Origin of the sequence: Providencia rettgeri (genome assembly GCF_041075285.1) — a bacterium.
Taxonomy (GTDB): Bacteria; Pseudomonadota; Gammaproteobacteria; order Enterobacterales; family Enterobacteriaceae; genus Providencia; species Providencia rettgeri_G.
The window spans coordinates 1,104,296-1,123,828 of the sequence record NZ_CP163512.1 but is presented as its reverse complement, the minus strand read 5'-3'; the positions used below and the strand labels follow the sequence as shown (position 1 = coordinate 1,123,828).

Sequence of the window (19,533 nt, the reverse complement as noted above, 5' to 3'; positions counted from 1 at the left end):
AGTTAATAATCCCATTAATTGACAGGGTTAAGCTCTAAAAACGGGAATTACTAGCGATTTATTTTGTTTTTTTGCGAGCTAGCGCTAAAAAATTGCACAACATCCTTTACTAGGATCTAACAAATTAGCTTGTTTATATCTAAGGTAAATTATTGTTTCTATCACTATAATAGGTTTAAACTTTTTTAGTTTTGATGTTTTGTTATTTAATGTGAAGTCATCTGTTTATCAAGGGAAAATAGATACATTTGGTTAAGCTAATGTTAGAATTTCACTGATAATATAATTGTATAATTAACGCGTTTGGTTGTACTACGTCGCATTAATAATTCTTCAGCGTTTCATATTGGCTCTTATTAAGGATGGCAATGTAAATGGCAGGACATATGGTACTTATTGGTTGGGCATTATGGGTTAGCCCCTGCGGTACAGATTCATGTGATGCGCTTCCTGTCACTGACACCATTTTCACCCAAGAACAATGTGTGACTCGAAAAAGCTATCTTGAGTCCAAACGCCCAAATCTGTATTTCCTGTGTGGGGAAGTCTACCGTGATAGCGAAGAAATGACCGCAGAAGAAAAACACGCTGTGCCCGCACCGCGGCCTCCCCTACGATCACTCCCCCAACGCCACTCTCGCTAACTTGAAACCGTATTCAAAAAGCCGATATTAATTAAATAAGAAACTAATTTATTTCCGCTATCTGGCTATCTGCTTCAACAAAATCCCCTTTATTAGCGCGGTGTTTTAACGTTCCTGCTCGGTGCGCAACTATCTGAACTTCCATTTTCATCGCTTCCATTACACCAATCACATCCCCTTCAAGGACTTTTTCACCTGGCGGGATCAACCAGTTAAATAATACCCCTGAAATAGGCGCATTGACGGCATCTGGGTGACTCACTTTTTGAGCCATTATTGTTGTCGTAGGTGTGCTATTCACACTCAGACCAGAAAGAAGTTGAGCAGGCAAGCCTAGTTCGCAACGCTTACCGTCGATTTCGATAAAAGTACGCGTTACTGCTTCGTTTTCTTGTGGAATTTGTCGCTTGGCTGGTGGAATATCAACATTAAATTCCGTTTCAATCCAGCGCGTATGCACATTGAAATCATCACAAAAATCAGCATGCTCCATCACCGCGCGATGAAAAGGTAACACAGAGGCTACGCCTTCAATATTAAACTCCGCCAACGCACGGCGAGCCCGAGAAATAGCTTGCTCACGCGTGTTTCCAATAACAATGAGTTTTGCCATTAATGAATCAAATGTTCGTGGGATTGTCGTTCCAGCCTGCACCCCACTGTCCACGCGCACACCAGGGCCAGATGGCGCATCAAAAGCGGTAATTGTCCCCGGTGTCGGTAAGAAACCATTTCCCGCATCTTCTGCATTAATTCGAAATTCAAAAGCATGACCGCGTGGTTTAGGCGTCTCATTGATACTCAGCGGTAAGCCTTGAGCAATACGCAGTTGCTCAATAACCAGATCAATGCCTGCGGTTTCTTCTGTAACAGGGTGTTCAACTTGTAATCGCGTATTCACTTCAAGGAAAGATAATGTGCCATCTTGGCTTAACAAATACTCAACGGTGCCTGCCCCCACATACCCCGCCTTTCGGCAAATATCTGTCGATGATGTGATAATTTGCTGTAATTGCTCTTGGGATAAATACGGCGCAGGGGACTCTTCTACCAGTTTTTGATTTCGACGTTGTAATGAACAATCTCGGGTGCCCACCACCAGTACATTGCCATGGGTATCTGCGATAACCTGAGCTTCAATATGACGTGGGTTATGTAAAAACTGTTCGATAAAGCACTCTCCGCGACCAAATGCCGCCGTCGCTTCACGCACCGCCGAATGATAAAGCGCTTCCACTTCATGCATTTGCCATGCGACTTTTAAGCCGCGTCCACCGCCACCAAAGGCCGCTTTAATCGCAATAGGCAAGCCATATTGATGAGCAAACTCCACCACTTCTTGCGCTTCCTTAACAGGCTCTTTTGTTCCAATAACCAAAGGCGCTCCTACCTGCATTGCAATTTGTCGGGCTTGGACTTTGTCACCTAAAATATCAATACTGTCTGCACTCGGACCAATCCAAATTAAACCAGCCCCACTCACTGCACGAGCAAATTCGGCACGTTCAGATAAAAAGCCATAACCTGGATGAACCATTGTTGCCCCAGATTTTTTCGCAATACCTATTAGCTTTTCGATATTCAAATAGCTCTCAGTTGGCGAATCTCCCCCTAATCCATAAGCTTCATCGGCCATTTTAACGTGCAATGCCTCGATATCACTGTCTGCATATACGGCAACAGATTGGAAACCATAATCACGGCAGGCACGAATGATGCGTACAGCAATTTCACCACGGTTGGCAATCAATACTTTATGGCTTTTATTATTGTTATTCGTTTTCATAAGCACAATCACTCCCTTGTAACTGTTTAAATTCACCTAATGGATTAAAACGTATTTGGGCATTCACTGGAATTTGCCCGGCAAGATCCAGATGGTATTCACATACAGTACCGATAACGGGGTAGCCACCTGTCAATGGATGATCATTTAAAAACAAAACAGGCTGCCCGTTGGCGGGAACTTGGATCGCACCAATACAGGTTCCTTCGCTCGGTAATTCTTGTGTAATTTTTCGCTCAAACGGTTGTTCACCCAGTAGTCGCAAACCAATGCGGTTCGATGCCGCAGTCACTTTCCATAATTGGTTAGTGAGTAGTTCAATAGCCTGCTGCGTAAACCAATCTGTTCTAGGTCCCAAAACAACATCTAAAACCACAACATCATCTGCGGATGGATAATCAAACGCAGGGGTTTCATTGATAGAAATAGCGTGCAAAGTTGATGTATTCTTTATCGCTAACCCTTGCCCTGCCGTTAATGGCTGTGGCCCCACCTGTGCTAAGGTATCAAATGAACAACTCGATAAAACTGGGGCAATATTAAATCCCCCTCGTATTGCTAAATAACTACGCACGCCTTTAGTTGGTCGCCCCAACGTTAGTACATCCCCTTTAGCAAGGTGGATAGTTTGATAAACTTGCCCCTTATACTGTTCTTTGTTTTCTGTCGTTATTTCTATCTCACAAGGCGCACCTGTAATAGCGATAATTAGGTCTTTATTTGCGCGAGCTTTAAAACCACCTAGCGTAATTTCTAACGCAGTTTCATCGGAACGATTCCCTACAAGGCGGTTTGCACTATACAATGCTGTTTTATCCATAGCCCCTGATTCAGAGATACCAAGTGCAGATTGGCCGATACGCCCTAAATCTTGGAATAATGTCTGCAAACCTGTCGCTAATACGGTGAGATCATTCGCCAACGTCTGGGATCTTACTGTTTCTTTGGTCTTTTGTGGCAGGCTATAGCTTACGTGACTTTTTGCCGCATCCGTAAAATTCACCCGTGATCCTGCTTTCACTAATGCAGGCTCTGGGCGATTAATATCCCACATGACAAGATCTGTCATACCAATAAGTTGCCAACCTCCTGGACTCGCTTGCGGATATACACTGCTAAATTCCCCCGCAAGGGCCACAGAGCCAGCGGGAATGCGTACTCGTGGAGATTGCCGCCTAGGCACATATAGTTGTGCCCCTTTCGACACCATATACCCAAAACCAGGCGCAAAACCACTAAACGCGACTTGGTATTCATTTTCTGTATGACGGCGGATCACCTCATCAACAGAAATACCTAGTATTTCAGCAACCTCGACTAAGTCTTCCCCATTATAATGCACCGGGATCGTGACTAATTGACTCGTTTTTGAAGTGACTTTATTAACGTCTCGGATAGAAATCTGACGCACCAAATCATTCGCCGTAACAATAACTGGGTTAAATCGCACTAAAATGGTTCTTGCCGCGGGTGTAATTTCTACCACCCCTTTAATGGGCATTTCATTCAACGAATCAGTCAGCGCCATCGTCTGTTCAAGGCTCTGGAGTTCGACCATCAAAGAACTTAGATTGACAGGTAAAAATCTCAATGGGCACCTCTATATGTGATAAGCCATATCAGGCACATCTGTGATAAACATATATCCGGGAGCATGACTTAACGCAAATGGCACACCTGATTTCATCACTGCCGCTTGTGGCGTCACGCCACAGGCCCAAAACACTGGGATTTCCCCTTCTTCGATACGCACTGCATCGCCAAAATCCGGCTTCATAATATCTACAATCCCCAATTGCTCTGGCGCACCAATATGCACTGGCGTACCATGAACCGCCGGAAACCTTCCCGTGATACTGACAGCGTCTGCAACACGATTTGCTGGGATAGGTCGCATGGATACCACTAGCTCTCCTTGTAGGCGTCCTGCTGGGCGGCACAAACGATTAGTCTTATACATCGGGACATTCGATTTATCAGTGATATGCCGTACATCAATACCTGCTTCCATCATGGGTGTTTCAAATGTGAAACTACAACCAATCAAAAATGTTACTAAATCAGGGTGTTGTTGATAAATCGCTGTCGCATCAGTAACCTCATCAGTTAGCTGACCATTTTCCCAAACACGATAACGTGGAATATCTGTCCGTAAGTCCGCACCTTCAGCTAAAATAGTTTGCCAACTCCCGGCTTCACATACATCTAAAACTGGGCAACTTTTGGGATTACGTTGCGCATACAATAAAAAATCAAATGCCCAATCACGAGGAAGTGCAATCATATTGGCTTGCGTCATCCCTGCTGCAAGACCTGCTGTTGGTTTATCATAACCATTACGAATAGCTTCACGAGCAATACGTGCAGTTTCAATTGCTTTCATCGACGCTTTTATTAATTGTGTCATTCATGCTCTCCTTTGTGGGCAAAGCCATAAATTTCGATACCTTGCTGTTCAAGGGTCAAGCGAACCTGTTGCGCCATTTCAAGTGCACCGGGGCTATCTCCGTGAACACAAATTGACCCAGCATTAATCGGGGTAAATTTGCCATCAATGGACATGACACCACCTTCTTGCACTAATTGCAGCATACGCTCAGCCACTATTTTCGGATCATGTAATACCGAGCCTGCCAGTTTACGGGAAACCAATGTGCCATCACTGTTGTACGCCCTATCTGCAAAAGCTTCTGCCACAACCTTAAGACCACTTTCTTGAGCCCAATCAATCAATGGTGCGCCCGCTAATGCAACAAGGATCAATTGATTATCAATAGATTTGATTGCATCAATCACTGCCATAGCTTGGCGTTTATCATGGGCAATAGTGTTATAAAGTGCACCATGGGGCTTCACATACAGTACTTGCGTACCCGCAGCAGCGGCTAACCCTTTGAGTGCACCGATTTGGTAAATGACATCAGCAGTCAATTCGTTAGCGGCAATATCCATATTTCGACGCCCAAAACCAACTAAATCGGGATACCCAACATGAGCCCCCACCGCCACGCCATTTTCTTTAGCGGCTTTTAAGGTTTTTAATATCCCTTCCGGTGAACCTGCATGAAAACCGCAAGCCACATTGGCACTACTGACAACGGGTAAAATAGCCTCATCATTTCCCATCTGCCATTGACCAAAACTTTCCCCGAGGTCGCTGTTTAAATCGATTTGTTTTTTCATCATCACTCCAAGGGTTATTTAAGATAATTAAAGATGGCAGTAACGGACATCGCCCCCATATACCAAGTTAATGCGCAAGTCGCCACGCCAGACCATAATAACCAACGTGGATAATGATACCCTGACATCAAATCGGCACGTTTCCAGCCAATATAAACAAACAGTGTTAAACCAATCGGTAAGATTAAGCCATTAAATCCACCAGCAAAAACCAGTAATGCCGCAGGGGCGGTTCCCATCAATAAATACACAACCAGAGAAACTGCAATAAATATGATAGTTGCAATGTTCCGTTGCCTTTCAGAAATTGTGGCTTTGAACGCAGTTAAAAAGCTCATCGACGTATAAGCCGCACCAATAACACTCGTTAATGCAGCAGCCCATAAGATCAATCCAAAAATACGTAAACCAAAATTACCCGCAGCGGCTTGGAAGGCTTGTGAAGCAGGATTAGCCGCTTGCCCGGAAATATCAATTGTGACTCCACTTGCAACAACGCCTAAAATCGCCAGGAATAAAACATAACGCATTAAACCAACGACCAATATTCCTTTTGTTGCCGCACTGGATACCACATGAATATTCTCAATACCTACCGTACCTCTATCGAGTAATCGGTGTGCGCCCGCATAACAGATATAGCCCCCGACCGTACCACCAACAATTGTCGTGATCATCGCAAAATCAACAGTATCGGGTAAAACACTTTGACGTAACGCTTCACCAACAGGGGGATCCGACACAATGGCAACAAACAATGTTAAACCAATCATCACGATACCGAGTCCAATAATGAGCCTATCAATAAAGGTACTGGCTTTACGTGATGAAAAAATATAAATGGCGAGTAAGGCACTTATCAAACCGCCCCATTTTGGATCAAGACCGACAAGCGCATTTAACCCGAGTCCCGCCCCAGCAATGTTTCCAATATTGAAAACTAGCCCCCCAAAAATGACTAATACCGCTAACACGTAGCCACTTCCTGGGATAGTTGCATTCGCTATTTGAGATGAATGCATTTTTGTTAATGTCACGACCCGCCAAATATTTTGCTGCACAATAAAATCAATCACGATTGACGCTAAAATACCAAAAGCAAAAGCTGCGCCTAATGTGACAGTAAATGTTGCAGTTTGGGTGATAAACCCAGGCCCAATCGCAGAAGTCGCCATCAGAAAAATGGCACCTATTAATGATGAACGACGGCTTTTCACATACTCAGCAGTGCTTGGTGCGCTTTCTTGAGCTGCCATATACATACTCCTCTATGTGTTATCGTTTTAATTATTTATGTGTGTCGTTGTCGCTGTTGTTATTGCAATTATCATCAGGCAATTATCGTGCCATTGTTCTACTTGTTAGATAGATTGTTAATTCATTTTTAACACATTGTTGAACAATTAGTAGGGGATGGCGAATAAACAATCAATAAAAATCGTTATCGGTGATTTAAAAATCAAGACGTGATCACTTTTTTAACAATTAAAGTCAAAAATAAGCAATAACGTTAACTAGCCTGCACTAATTCTGTGCAATTCAAGCTATTTTCACTATATAGGTGCAAATTTATATGTGCACCTTGATGTTTTTGAAAGGAAACTTGCTGCTTAAACTTGAATATGTGAATATAGCGGTTTTATCTTTTACTTAATTCAAAGTTCGCTTTTTTATGAAAAAAACGCCTGTGGCCCAAACATTGTCAGTCACGATTGCGGAGGTTATCCGTTCTAAAATTACCGTCGGAGAAATCACTCCCGGACAGCGTTTATCTGAAGCAGCGCTAAGTGACGAACTGGATATATCACGTAATACACTGCGTGAGGTTTTTCGTGTATTAACCCAAGAAGGCTTGCTCACTTATGCACCAAATAAGGGCGTTTTTGTTTCTATCCCGGATATGGCTGCAATTATTGACATCTATCAAGTTCGGCGGCTCATTGAATGTCATGCGTTGGAGCACGCCTACCCATTACACCCCGCAGTGCAAAAAATGAAAGATGCTGTTTGTGATGCGCGCAAGCATGAGAGAGTCGAAAATTGGATAGGTGTTGGTACGGCCAATATGAAATTCCATACGGCAATTGTTGAATTATCTGACAGCGATCGGCTAATTAGGCTATATCGTAATGTGTCTGCTGAGTTACGGCTCGCTTTTGGGCACCTCAATGACCCCAAAATTTTATATGCACCTTATATCGATAAAAACCAATTTATACTGGAACTGCTGGATAAAGGTCATAATCTTGAAGCTGCAAATGCTTTGCGCAGTTACCTTGATTTATCTGAACGAACGTTATTAGCGGCTTATAAACGTAGCCAAATACCATCTTAACCTCCTCCTTTATTTACCCCTCTATTTCTTTTTTCTCCTATTCACTCATATTCAATTTCTCAGCTAGTAGCAGCTAGCTTCACATCACAAAAATTTGAGTGAATCATGTTATCCCCATAATCAAATTTTTTACTGATTTCACCATAGTGCAGACTTAAATTTATATCGCGGGAAACTCCACCATTGTTAAATACACCCATTGTTTTTTTTTAATTTTAATATTTCATTTATATCGCTAAGTAATAAAAAAAGTACTTTTGTTTGCTTTTTTATCTAATTTAGTTTTATCCCCATCAAAATAACACCTTTGAAACAATATTTTCACCAGAATAAAACACTATCATTTTTTTAATGTAATAAAAAAATTGACTTTCCCACGACATAAGAATTCACATCAAACCATAAGCCATTACAAATTAGCAACATACTGACACAAAAACTCACAAATGTAACGATTTGATATAAATTACCCACTGAAATTACTCAAATAAATCGAGTTAATAGTTGTAGTTTTCTCGAATATTCGCTATAAAATTTGTGATAATAAAAAAGCATACATAAAAATTATTAATATAAAATGAGATCACATTATGACATTAAACCAAGTGACTAATAAGAAGCCCTTTAAATTTGGCTTAGGATGGCAAATTTTGGTTGCTCTTATTTTAGGTGTTGTTGCTGGTGCACTTTTGCATGACAATACAGAGTACAAAGATTGGCTGATTCTTAATATCCTTTCTCCAGCGGGTAAAATATTTATTCAATTGATCAAGATGATCGTTGTTCCTATTGTAATTTCGACGTTAATTGTGGGTATTGCGGGGGTCGGGAACACAAAACAGCTAGGCTCTCTCGGATTTAAAACCATTCTCTATTTTGAAATCATTACGACTATTGCGATTATTGTTGGTATCTCTTTTGCCAATATATTTCAGCCGGGTGTGGGTATTGATATGTCTCAGCTCACCCAAGTCGATATTTCTCAATACGAAAAAACGACGCAAGAAGTGGAAAGTCATCCCTCGGGGATCATTAATACCATTCTCACTTTAGTGCCAAGTAATATTTTTGCTGCAATGGCAAGTGGTGACATGCTTCCAGTGATCTTCTTTGCTGTTATTTTTGGTTTAGGATTGTCATCCTTACCCACTGAGAAAAAACAGCCCTTATTAGACGTATTGCAAACATTCTCTGAAACCATGTTTCGTGTCACTAATATGATCATGATGTATGCGCCTATCGGGGTATTCGCATTGATCTCAGTTACCGTTGCAAATTTTGGATTCTCATCATTAGTTCCTTTACTGAAACTTGTTATTCTTGTGCACTGTGCAATTATTTTCTTTGCCGTAGTGATATTAGGGCTTGTTGCGCGCTATTGTAAAATTAATATCTTTACCTTAATGAAAATATTAAAAGATGAGTTATTGTTAGCTTATTCCACAGCAAGTTCTGAAACGGTACTTCCTCGTATTATGGACAAAATGGAAAAATATGGGGCACCCAAGTCCGTTACCAGTTTTGTTATTCCGATCGGTTATTCATTTAACTTAGATGGTTCGACCTTATACCAAAGTATTGCCGCAATTTTTATTGCGCAACTGTACGGTATTGAACTTTCAATTGGCCAAGAACTGATATTAGTATTTACCCTAATGATCACATCAAAGGGAATTGCAGGTGTTCCTGGCGTATCGTTCGTGGTGTTACTTGCAACATTGGGAAGCGTTGGTATCCCATTAGAAGGTCTCGCATTCATCGCCGGTGTAGACCGTATTTTAGATATGGCACGTACAGCTCTTAATGTTGTTGGCAATGCATTAGCAGCGCTGATTATCGCTAAATGGGAGCATAATTACGATATTAAAAAAGCACGTGAATACGAAAAAACCTTTTAATTGTTATTAAATTAGCCCTCTCATTAATACCCTCTTTATTCGTTTAAAGGGGGTATTTTATTATAGCAATAAAATATGCAGCCAGAATTTTTATCTTTCTGCCATTATTTTTAATCATTTTTATCTGATATATTTTCACCTCTCAAAGACTAGTTAAAAACACTTATTTTTTATTCTATTTCACATTTTATAAAAATTTACTTTTAGCCATTGGACGTTTCTTGATATCTTAACTACGCTGTAATAGATATATAAAGCTTTATGTTTATTTTGTTAGTCTAAGCAGGAAACAATGAATCAAATAAGAAGATTTCTTTTGTTTTTAAAGGTGCTTCAACACCTAATGGTCATTTTTGTATTTTCATTATCATACTTTATGCTACACAGCTGGTTCTAACAAAAAAGCCTCGTTAACCACGGGGCTTTTATTTATTTAATACGAGGTAAGTAAATTCACATAAAATAAAACTGTTTCATCTGATTATTAATATCTATTTTAGTGCCTAATAAAACAATATTTTCACTATACGTATATCGCAATATTCCCGCCCTACCAATCATAACACTAAGTAATGGTCAATAATAATGCTAACAATAGCAAGATTTTCTTTTATCTTTCACTACTTTACAAAACTTAATTTAATTTTAACTATTACTTGCAAAAAATGACGCTCAATCGCGTATAACTAACTCCATGAGTTAATCCTAGTAGTACCATCCCTTTTAAGCCCCAACACCAGGGGCTATTTTTTTAAATAAATAGATATCCTTTACAGGTTTGCTTTTGCTCTAGAAAGTAAGTTAATGAGTTATAAATGCGCCAATTGAAAAAACAAAACATCATCAAACTACTGTATGCATATATAATGATATCTACTTAATAGGTTATAAGCCCGTCCTTTGGTCGGCTATTTAATTAGCAATTTGATCACAGTTTACAGCCTCACCACAGGCAACTCATCAAAATTTGTCGTGTACACTGGCGACAACATCTCACGTTTCATTTGATATCCACTGTCGCCGCCTTTCGCAGCAAACCAAACTTTACCTAGACCACTATTATTTATAGTGTCTAGTGTTTTCATCAGTTCATCACTGTTTTTAAATGGCTTCTGAGTCGAAAACATATCGAACTGAGTAATATCTGAATTTGTGAAGTCGGACAATATTATTCCTGCTTTATAGTAACGATACCCGTCCCTCCAGATAGTATCTAGCCCACGCATGGCAGCATTAATGATGTCTCGCGTGTCGCTGCTTGGGTATTCAAGCTTGATACTGACACTATTAGCATAATCTTCTCCAGATGCATGCCTACTGGTTTGGATAAATAGACCAATGACCCGACATCTTTGCTTTTCTTCACGTAACTTCTCAGTTGCACGCTCTGCATAGTCACAAACAGCCTTGCGCATGGTTTCAATATCTAAAACCTTCTTACCGAAAGAACGAGAGCATAATATTTGCTGCTTAACCTTTCGAACTTCTTCAAGCTCAATACAAGGTTCACCGTTTAATTCCCTGAGCGTTCTTTCTAACGTTACGCCAAACATTTTACGTATTGTGGGTACTGATGCATTAGCCAAATCTAGCGCGGTATAAATGCCCATAATTTTTAATTTAGCAGATATTCTTTGTCCTATACCCCAAACCTCTTCTATTGGAATAAGTGACAGTAGTTTTTTTTGCCTATTGCTATCGGATAGCTCAACGACCCCTCCAGTTTTCTTCCATGTCTTAGCCGCATAATTAGCAATCTTAGCTAGCGTTTTTGTTGAGCCTATTCCCACCCCAGCGGGCAAATGAGTTCGCTGCAATATTGTTGATTGAATTTCTCGCCCGTAATCTTCTAGATTAAATGTATGAGTCATGCCAGTGAAATCAAGAAATGCTTCATCAATCGAATATATCTCTAAGCGCGGAGCATACATCGATAGCAGGGACATCACTCTATTGCTCATATCAGCATATAACGCATAGTTAGAGCTAAAAATGTTAATGTTATTTTGTCGGTAATAATTTTGTCGCTCATAGTAGAGCTCCCCCATTTTTATACCGAGTTTTTTTGCTTCCGCTGAGCGGGCAATTACACAGCCATCATTGTTGCTCAGGACGATTACTGGCTTTCCAGCCAAATCTGGTCTGAAGACTTTCTCGCAGCTTGCATAAAACGAATTAACATCAACCAAGGCAAACATTACTGCGCCTTGTGAATTATGTATGTGACCACGCCAAATATCTGCAAATCCTGTGCATCACCTATCGGTATAGGCTGAAAATCAGGATTCATCGGCATCAACATCGGTGGATGAGACTTCAGCCTCTTAACAGTAAACTCACCATCAACGCTAGCGATCACAATATCCCCATCTTTTGCTGCCAGTGCGCTATCAACAATAACAACATCACCATCATTGATATTCGCATCAACCATCGAATTGCCTTCGACCCGTAACATATAGGTGCTGTCAGGGTGCTTAATCAACGTACTATTGAGGTTTATCCTCTCCTCCATATAGTCAGCCGCTGGCGATGGAAAACCTGCAGGAACCCTATCAAGAAATAACGGAATATTAAGAATTGACTCAGAATCGATAAACTCTAGCTTCATAGCACACCAAAAATAACTGTATTTATATACAGTATATTCCAAGCGTTTTAGTTGTAAAGATGATTTTTTAAAATCAAAACACGGTATGTATAGACAATGATGACTAATTTTTGCCTTTTCTTTCCCGTACTTTCATCCATTGCTTACGGAGTCAATCTTCAAGTACAAAGCTTGTTCAGTCCAGTATTCGATTATCTACACGTCAAGAAATGGGAGGATGGGAATCCATAGAAATGGTGAGAAGGTATGCTCATTTAGCACCGAATCATCTAACTGAACACGCTATGAAGATCGACGAGCTAGTGTCACACGATGACACAAACATGGCACAACCACGACTTAGAGCATTGTAATTATGCGCACAAATAAAAAGAAAAAACCCGCTACATCGATGAAATGTAACGGGTTCTTATTTGGTGCCGGCTACCGGAGTCGAACTGGTGACCTACTGATTACAAGTCAGTTGCTCTACCAACTGAGCTAAGCCGGCGAATTTGGCGGAGAGATAGAGATTCGAACTCTAGGATGGTTACCCATCGGCGGTTTTCAAGACCGCTGCCTTCGACCGCTCGGCCATCTCTCCATGGGGCGCGATTATGGAGGAATCCCGTCCCCTTGTCTACCCCTGAAAGTAAAAAAATTGCTTTTTTTAATTCGTTTGGCTAATCTTCACTCAATTGTTCTCTTTTTACCAAGAAAAATGATAATATCTGTGCAAAATCGGAGTCTACTATTACTCTAGGCGTATGATTTTTAATCTAATAATAAATTTGCCGATGGGATCGCGTGCTCGAGTATGTACAGACAAACATTATTAAAACCAAATGTCCTTTCACGCATTTTTGCGACGTTTATTGTATTGTTGATTGTGATACTTTCATTATCACTTTTTAACTACTATCAGGAATGGGTAAAAAGCCGCCAAACTGCACTTCACAGTATGGCCTCACGATTAGCTTATCAAATAGAAGATTACCGTTATCAAGCAAACCATATATATAAGCTTGCTAATGATAAATCCCCTCCTCCTACAAATAACACTCTCTCTGCAATGGAAATGCGGCATGACATCTATTGGTTAACCAGCGCAAACCAGACGCTAGATGCTATTGTATTCGGCCCAAGCAAAGGCACCAGTAACGAGCTGGCGATTAAATTGGCAAATTATATGGAAATTGTTTGGGGGGCCAGAAATGAATATAACTCCATGTATTATCTCAATGGGTTAGATAATACTTTGGTGCTGGTGACTACCCACTCAATTTTGAAACCTGAACTTCGTTTTAAAGAAAGCTATTTAACACTCACGGCTGAAGAAAAACGCGCAGATATGTTAGCGCAATCCACCTTACTTGACCGGCGCGAAATTATCTCTAATGTGCAAAAATTATCCCCTGAAAATGTGTATTACTATACATATCGGCTCATGTTTAATTCCCCAGGGCAGTTAACTAGTGTTATCTCATTTGACATATCAATGAATTCATTAATTCCGGCTTCATTAAATGGCGATTTTTTCACTATTAATTCACGACCTGCCGGCACAATAAGCGCTGAAGGGCATACAAAGCTGATGGGAACAAAGCTTATATTTTCCCAACCAATAGATGGTAGCGCCTATCAGCTTTATTACCATATTTCATTAAAAACAATCATTTTTAATATCATCAGCTATAATTTTTGGCTAATTAGTTGCATGATAGTGATGATTGCCTTAGCAATATTGACGTTAATTTTCCTGCGTAAACGTTTGATTTCGCCGAACACATCTATGCTGGAAGAACTTCAGTTTAAAGAATCGCTGAATAACGATATCATCAGCCATATATCCTATGGGATCTTAGTTTACGACTTTAATACCAATACTGAAATCCTCAGTAATCAACTTGCCAACCAACTGTTACCCTCAATGGATTTAGTCCATATAAAAGAAATGGCCATGGATAGCCATGATTTTATTCAAGTTTCTATTGAAAATAATATCTACGAAGTCGTGCTAGTGGAAAGCAATACAATGCCAAATACCGCACTCTTTATTATTATGGATAGAGACAAGGAGATCCTGACACAAAAGCGCCAAGAGCTTGCAACACGAGAGTACCAAAAAAATATTCAAATGCGCAAAGTTGTATTTGAGAACATGTGCCGAGAAATTTTGCCAGCCCTATCCGCTATTGATAAGCAATTTTCACAGTTAATACAATCTGCTAATACGATTGAGCGCCCTATACTTCAAGAGATTGAAAACCAATTAGTTGCTATTCATTCTTGGTTTAATAATCTTGAGCTAATTAGCCAATTAGAGTCACAAAAAGTCTCACTCAAGCCAGAAGCGATCCCTATTGGTCAGTTAGTTAATCATTTTCTTAAAAATAACCTAAATAAAATCAATAACAAAGGTCTGTCACTCTATTTCCATAACAATATAAACCCAGAGTCACTGATTGAAGCAAACCCAATTTATTTACAAAATCTTTTACAACTAATTTGGGAATATTCTCTTGTCACGACCTCTTTTGGAAAAATCGCTTTCACGCTATCTTATGATGCTGATAAACATATTATCTCGCTTCATGTTAGAGACAGTGGCACAGGTCTGAATAACCAAGAACTGAGTAATTTGCAGAATCCATTTACGGCACAAACGGTTAAACCCTCTCAGTTCACTCGCTCAGGAATGACGTTGTATTTATGCAAATTATTGGCAAAAAAGATGAACGGCACACTTTCAATTCACTCAAGTGATGCGATTGGAACACATTATGAAGTGTCACTACCCGCCATTAATGCAACTATTGTGCATGAATACCCTGCGTTACTGGAAGATGTCTACGTGCGCTTAAATATTCATAACGCAGATATCTCTCGGATAGTAAGAAATACGTTGTCAAATTATGGTGCTGAGTATCTTGATTTAAGTGAGAGTTCAGCCCAACCTGATTGGGATTTGTTAATTACAGATAACGATGATGAGGTGTTTGAATATACGGTTAAAGTTGATGGAAGCGTCACTTCAGTCAATGTCGTTAATCAGAATTATGTTGAGGCAAACTACAATTTCGCTGATGAACTTATTGCTGCCATTTCATTGCTCATTGAAAATGCCAATACTCATGACAGTAATATTGATGCTATTACCCCCTCTGAGGAGTTTTTAACTGACACGGAAAACGCGATTACTGCATATCAATCAGCGTTAGCGCAAAGTGGCTATCGAGATTTGTTTGTCACAACAGTACCGATAGATATTAATAAACTGTATAATAGTGAAAGTGTTGAGGATTTAGCCGAATTGAAAAACACTGCACATCGTTTAAAAGGAGTTTTTGCTATGCTCGAATTTACAGTTCTTCATAAACTTTGTGAGGACTTAGAGCGTTACATAGCAGATGAAAACGGACTTGAAATAAGAAATTGCATTAGAGACCTGGATAATTCCGTCAAAAAACTAATGCCAGAAGGTAACCAATAATATGAATAACCTAAATGTCATTGTTGCCGATGATCACCCTATTGTTCTTTTCGGTATCCGGAAGTCACTCGAGCAGATCGAATGGGTGAATATCGTAGGCGAGTTTGAGGATTCGACCTCTTTGATTAATAACTTAGCGCGTTTAAATGCTGACGTTCTAGTTACTGATTTATCTATGCCTGGTGATAAGTATGGTGATGGTATTACACTAATCAAATACATTAAACGCCACTATCCAGATCTTTCAATTATTGTTCTAACCATGAACAATAATCCAGCTATCTTGAGTGCTATTCTTGAGCTGGATATTGAGGGCATTGTTTTAAAACAAGGCGCACCAGCAGATTTACCAAAAGCCCTTGCAGCATTACAAAAAGGCAAAAAATTCACACCTGAAAGCGTCAGTAAACTACTCGAAAAAGTGAATGCTAGCGGTTATGGCGATAAACGTTTATCACCAAAAGAAAGTGAGGTTTTACGCCTGTTTGCAGAAGGTTTTTTGGTCACTGAAATTGCTAAAAAATTGAATCGCAGCATCAAAACAATCAGTAGCCAGAAAAAATCTGCAATGCTAAAGCTAGGTGTAGAAAATGATATTGCACTGCTCAATTATCTCTCATCCGTGAGTATTGATAATTCGCCTTCTGAGTAAGGCTTATCACCCTACCTAAACGATAAAAACCCGGTTACGGGTTTTTATTTTTAATTCTTTGCATTAGCAAAATCGAATAAGTGTTTCGCGTAAAATAGTGATTGTTGTTGGCTTGGATAGACAATCATTCATTCCTGCATCAATACAACGTTGTTTTTCCTCCGCCATTGCATTAGCAGTCAGTGCAATAATAGGCAATGTTTCACCAAGGCGCCGTAGCTCTCGAGCCAATTGATAACCATCCATGTTTGGCATATTAACATCCGATAACACTATATCCGCATGGTTGTTTTTCAGATATTTAAGTGCGTCAATCCCATCTACTGCTGTCGCAGTGCTAAACCCAATGTTAGCAAGTTGCTCACTAAGTAACATGCGATTAATAGGATGATCATCAACAATCAAAACATGATATTCACTTAACCGACAATCGGCTTCAATAAGCTCATGATTGTTTTGATCTTTTGTATTTTCCTCAGCAACTTTAACAAGCCATTTATCGATCAAAATAGGCAATTTATCTAGTTGATATGTATTATAAACCCACTCGTTTGGTTGAGCCTCGTAAAATTCCCCTGCGTAAAAACTAGAAAGTTTGATGTTAAAGCGACTACGCGGTGCTCCATCTTTATCAGTATAATCCGTGATAAGTAAGTCATACGCGCTGTTCGTGTCGACATCATTCCCCGCTACGACTGAAAATTCAGCATGCTTCAGTAAACGTGATAAGAAATTCATCAAAAATTCGTTTTTACACAATATCGCTATTTGGTAATTCGCTCGATATTCAGGTACATTTTTTTGTATATATTCTTGGCCATATAATGGAATGCGTATGACAAAAGAGCTTCCAAGACCATGCTGAGAATTCACTTCGATATCGCCATCCATCAGGTTTATCAGCTTTTCGCAAATTGCCAAACCTAACCCAGTCCCTTTATGCCCCATATTGTTTTGGTCATAAACTTGGAAAAATGGATCAAACAACTGCATAACAACTGCTTGAGTCATCCCAATTCCTGAATCACGGATCTCAATTTTTAAATAATTATGATCTTTCCAAACGTAGAGCAAGACGAAGCCAGAATGAGTGAATTTTATACTATTATTAACAATATTCGAAACGACTTGCTGTAAACGAACAGCATCATTCAAAATTAAGTCAGGTATGTCGGGTTCAATATAGGAGTACAATGAAATTCTTTTTTTCGCCACCAGCGGTAAGTAATTTGCCAAAACATATGCAAAAACTTCGCGGCAGTTGAAAAGCTTATTTTCAATTTTCAGTTGCTTAGACTCAATTTTTGAAAAGTCTAAAATATCGCTAATAATTTGTAACAGTAAGGCTGATGAATTATCCATCGTGGAGACTAAACGCATCGCTTTTTCTGATAACTCGTAACGCTGAAGTAATTCAATATTCCCAATAATGCCATACAATGGTGTTCGTAATTCATGACTTACTGTCGCGAGGAACATGGACTTAGCATGGTTAGCTTGCTCCGCAGCATCAGCGACATCTTGTAAGGATTTTTCCATTTGTACGCGAATACTGATATCTATCAGTACGCAAATCGCAACATCTTCATTTTGATAACGTGAATTCACGAAACTAATTTGTAGATGCGTTCCATTCGTCGTGACGACATCAATGTAATTACCTGTTTTTTGACGAATAATCGTCAAAACTCGCTGTTTATCATCATCATTTAGCAATCTAAAATAATCATGTGCAAGTTCATTACTGAGTATATTTCCACCGTCTGTTAACCTTAAAATAATGATCCCAACAGGTGCTGATGCCACAATTTTATGATTAAACTGTTCATGCTCTTCCAAACGGATAGCCGTATTTGCCGCAGGTTCTAACATTTTTCTTTCAAGTAACCAAATCAAGAAAAACAGTAAGACTGCTGTAAAAATATTTAGCATTGCACCGTAAAATATCGTGCTTTCAAGGTTAGATAAAATCTCAGACGTCGAAATTGAAAAGAAAACCGTTACTTGAGCAGGTAATATACGTTTTTTAAAAATCAGTTTTGAATAATCTGAATTAAAACCAAAAAATGAAGGTTCCGTGATCGTCAACAATGCTGAACTTTTGGGATTCGCCTCTGCTAGCGAGTATAAAACAGGTTGGTTATGGGAATTCACCACCATAATTTCGATGGATTTTTCTTTGCTGATATTAAATTGATTTAAGTTTATTGCACGTTCAATACCAATAAACCCGGTTAGAACGCCCGAGTTTTCTATCGGTTGAACCAAATAAATCTGGCCATTATCAGGCTGAGCACCATGGACAATCGTATAGATATTACGTTCTTTACCTTGTAACCGCAGACTTTGGTAAGAGCGCGCACTTTCATAACCAACTTTTTTGAGGACTTCAATATCAGAAACTGTTGAACGAATAGGATAATCCACTAAACAATAACTTTGAGATCCAATTAAAAAAACATGGTTTAATCCTTGAGGCGCAGCAATACTATCCCGCCAAAAATAATTCAATTGTTCAAAAGCATGTAAATATCGCTCAGAACGATATTGAAAATAATCACAGTCAGAATTCAACGTTAGCTTATAAAAAGAATACGTTGCTCCTCCTAGTGATGACAGCAATTCAGGTTCACTGCCACGTACCTTTTTATAGGCATCCAATTTAATTCGATGTTGCTCAGTCATTATTTGGATCGCTTGTAGCGTTTCACCCGTTTGTTGAATATAAGACTGTAAGCTTTCAAAACCAGAATGGAATTGCTGACGAATATCAGATTTGTATTCGTTAAATTGGGTATAGAGGAAAAATAACGTAATAAAGGCACCCATTCCCCACAACATCAAGCCGAGGATACGAAACAGATCCCGAGATCATCTTAGTGATGTTTTAAATGAGGGTAAATATCTCAAGTGCCTTCCTAATTATGCGCTATCACAATGACTAATTATACT

13 protein-coding genes, 2 tRNA genes and 1 pseudogene are annotated in these 19,533 nt (G+C 39.5%); 6 read left to right on the top strand and 10 right to left on the bottom strand.

All coding sequences use genetic code 11. The annotated features are described in order from the left end of the window. Positions 1–374 precede the first annotated feature (374 nt). Complete coding sequence (locus AB6N04_RS05035; RefSeq protein WP_369310811.1) at positions 375–644, top strand: hypothetical protein; 270 nt, start codon at positions 375–377, stop codon at positions 642–644. Positions 645–687: 43 nt separating this feature from the next. Here the strand turns inward: AB6N04_RS05035 and AB6N04_RS05030 are convergent, their stop codons facing one another. From AB6N04_RS05030 to AB6N04_RS05010, 5 genes are read right to left on the bottom strand one after another with little or no spacing between them, the layout of a single operon-like run. Beyond that, entirely contained in the window at positions 688–2,430 is a 1,743-nt protein-coding gene (locus AB6N04_RS05030; protein WP_369310810.1) for a biotin carboxylase N-terminal domain-containing protein, read from the bottom strand. Continuing rightward, on the bottom strand, positions 2,417–4,021 hold the full coding sequence (locus AB6N04_RS05025; RefSeq protein ID WP_369310809.1) for a 5-oxoprolinase/urea amidolyase family protein: 1,605 nt from the start codon (positions 4,019–4,021) through the stop codon (positions 2,417–2,419). The genes AB6N04_RS05030 and AB6N04_RS05025 overlap by 14 nt, the downstream gene beginning before the upstream one ends. Before the next feature lie 9 nt (positions 4,022–4,030). Beyond that, positions 4,031–4,837 carry a putative hydro-lyase gene (locus AB6N04_RS05020; protein ID WP_369310808.1) on the bottom strand — a complete coding sequence of 269 codons (807 nt, stop codon included), beginning with the start codon at positions 4,835–4,837 and terminating at the stop codon, positions 4,031–4,033. Further along, positions 4,834–5,613 carry a LamB/YcsF family protein gene (locus tag AB6N04_RS05015; protein ID WP_369310807.1) on the bottom strand — a complete coding sequence of 260 codons (780 nt, stop codon included), beginning with the start codon at positions 5,611–5,613 and terminating at the stop codon, positions 4,834–4,836. Before AB6N04_RS05015 ends, AB6N04_RS05020 begins: the two co-directional genes overlap by 4 nt. A gap of 14 nt (positions 5,614–5,627) precedes the next feature. Beyond that, entirely contained in the window at positions 5,628–6,869 is a 1,242-nt protein-coding gene (locus AB6N04_RS05010; RefSeq protein ID WP_369310806.1) for an NRAMP family divalent metal transporter, read from the bottom strand. A gap of 416 nt (positions 6,870–7,285) precedes the next feature. Between AB6N04_RS05010 and AB6N04_RS05005 the strand changes: the two genes are divergently transcribed. Together AB6N04_RS05005 and gltP are read left to right on the top strand one after the other, a co-directional pair. Beyond that, a complete protein-coding gene (locus AB6N04_RS05005) occupies positions 7,286–7,948 on the top strand; it encodes a GntR family transcriptional regulator (RefSeq protein ID WP_369310805.1) in 663 nt (220 codons plus the stop codon). A gap of 590 nt (positions 7,949–8,538) precedes the next feature. Continuing rightward, positions 8,539–9,846, top strand: coding sequence for a glutamate/aspartate:proton symporter GltP (gene gltP / locus AB6N04_RS05000; protein ID WP_369310804.1), 1,308 nt, complete (start codon positions 8,539–8,541; stop codon positions 9,844–9,846). 935 nt (positions 9,847–10,781) lie between these two features. Here gltP and umuC read toward each other — a convergent pair. Together umuC and umuD are read right to left on the bottom strand one after the other, a co-directional pair. After that, a complete protein-coding gene (gene umuC / locus AB6N04_RS04995; protein WP_369310803.1) occupies positions 10,782–12,044 on the bottom strand; it encodes a translesion error-prone DNA polymerase V subunit UmuC in 1,263 nt (420 codons plus the stop codon). Beyond that, positions 12,044–12,457, bottom strand: coding sequence for a translesion error-prone DNA polymerase V autoproteolytic subunit (umuD, locus tag AB6N04_RS04990; protein ID WP_369310802.1), 414 nt, complete (start codon positions 12,455–12,457; stop codon positions 12,044–12,046). Before umuD ends, umuC begins: the two co-directional genes overlap by 1 nt. 158 nt (positions 12,458–12,615) lie before the next feature. On the opposite strand from umuD, the pseudogene AB6N04_RS04985 reads away from it, so the two are divergent. Further along, positions 12,616–12,810 (top strand): annotated as a pseudogene (locus tag AB6N04_RS04985) (hypothetical protein); the annotation flags it as partial. Between the two features lie 61 nt (positions 12,811–12,871). Here AB6N04_RS04985 and AB6N04_RS04980 read toward each other — a convergent pair. Both AB6N04_RS04980 and AB6N04_RS04975 read right to left on the bottom strand, forming a co-directional pair. After that, positions 12,872–12,947, bottom strand: a tRNA-Thr gene (locus AB6N04_RS04980). A gap of 5 nt (positions 12,948–12,952) precedes the next feature. Beyond that, a tRNA-Ser gene (locus tag AB6N04_RS04975) sits at positions 12,953–13,040 on the bottom strand. Positions 13,041–13,253: 213 nt separating this feature from the next. Here AB6N04_RS04975 and rcsD point away from each other — a divergent pair. Beyond that, the gene (rcsD, locus tag AB6N04_RS04970) at positions 13,254–15,929 is read left to right on the top strand and encodes a phosphotransferase RcsD (RefSeq protein ID WP_369310801.1); all 2,676 of its coding nucleotides are present in this window, start codon (positions 13,254–13,256) and stop codon (positions 15,927–15,929) included. Position 15,930: 1 nt separating this feature from the next. Then, a complete protein-coding gene (gene rcsB / locus AB6N04_RS04965; protein WP_004259923.1) occupies positions 15,931–16,581 on the top strand; it encodes a response regulator transcription factor RcsB in 651 nt (216 codons plus the stop codon). Positions 16,582–16,644: 63 nt separating this feature from the next. On the opposite strand, the gene rcsC is transcribed toward rcsB, so the two are convergent. Next, on the bottom strand, positions 16,645–19,422 hold the full coding sequence (gene rcsC, locus AB6N04_RS04960; RefSeq protein WP_369310800.1) for a two-component system sensor histidine kinase RcsC: 2,778 nt from the start codon (positions 19,420–19,422) through the stop codon (positions 16,645–16,647). Positions 19,423–19,533: the final 111 nt, after the last annotated feature.

What these genes read in the sequence shown, in the direction of transcription:
- AB6N04_RS05035 (WP_369310811.1), top strand. Translation starts at nt 375, where the DNA reads ATGGCAGGACATATGGTACTTATTGGTTGGGCATTATGGGTTAGCCCC.
- AB6N04_RS05030 (WP_369310810.1), bottom strand. Translation starts at nt 2,430, where the DNA reads ATGAAAACGAATAACAATAATAAAAGCCATAAAGTATTGATTGCCAAC.
- AB6N04_RS05020 (WP_369310808.1), bottom strand. Translation starts at nt 4,837, where the DNA reads ATGACACAATTAATAAAAGCGTCGATGAAAGCAATTGAAACTGCACGT.
- AB6N04_RS05015 (WP_369310807.1), bottom strand. Translation starts at nt 5,613, where the DNA reads ATGAAAAAACAAATCGATTTAAACAGCGACCTCGGGGAAAGTTTTGGT.
- AB6N04_RS05010 (WP_369310806.1), bottom strand. Translation starts at nt 6,869, where the DNA reads ATGGCAGCTCAAGAAAGCGCACCAAGCACTGCTGAGTATGTGAAAAGC.
- AB6N04_RS05005 (WP_369310805.1), top strand. Translation starts at nt 7,286, where the DNA reads ATGAAAAAAACGCCTGTGGCCCAAACATTGTCAGTCACGATTGCGGAG.
- gltP (WP_369310804.1), top strand. Translation starts at nt 8,539, where the DNA reads ATGACATTAAACCAAGTGACTAATAAGAAGCCCTTTAAATTTGGCTTA.
- umuC (WP_369310803.1), bottom strand. Translation starts at nt 12,044, where the DNA reads ATGTTTGCCTTGGTTGATGTTAATTCGTTTTATGCAAGCTGCGAGAAA.
- umuD (WP_369310802.1), bottom strand. Translation starts at nt 12,457, where the DNA reads ATGAAGCTAGAGTTTATCGATTCTGAGTCAATTCTTAATATTCCGTTA.
- rcsD (WP_369310801.1), top strand. Translation starts at nt 13,254, where the DNA reads ATGTACAGACAAACATTATTAAAACCAAATGTCCTTTCACGCATTTTT.
- rcsB (WP_004259923.1), top strand. Translation starts at nt 15,931, where the DNA reads ATGAATAACCTAAATGTCATTGTTGCCGATGATCACCCTATTGTTCTT.
- rcsC (WP_369310800.1), bottom strand. Translation starts at nt 19,422, where the DNA reads ATGTTGTGGGGAATGGGTGCCTTTATTACGTTATTTTTCCTCTATACC.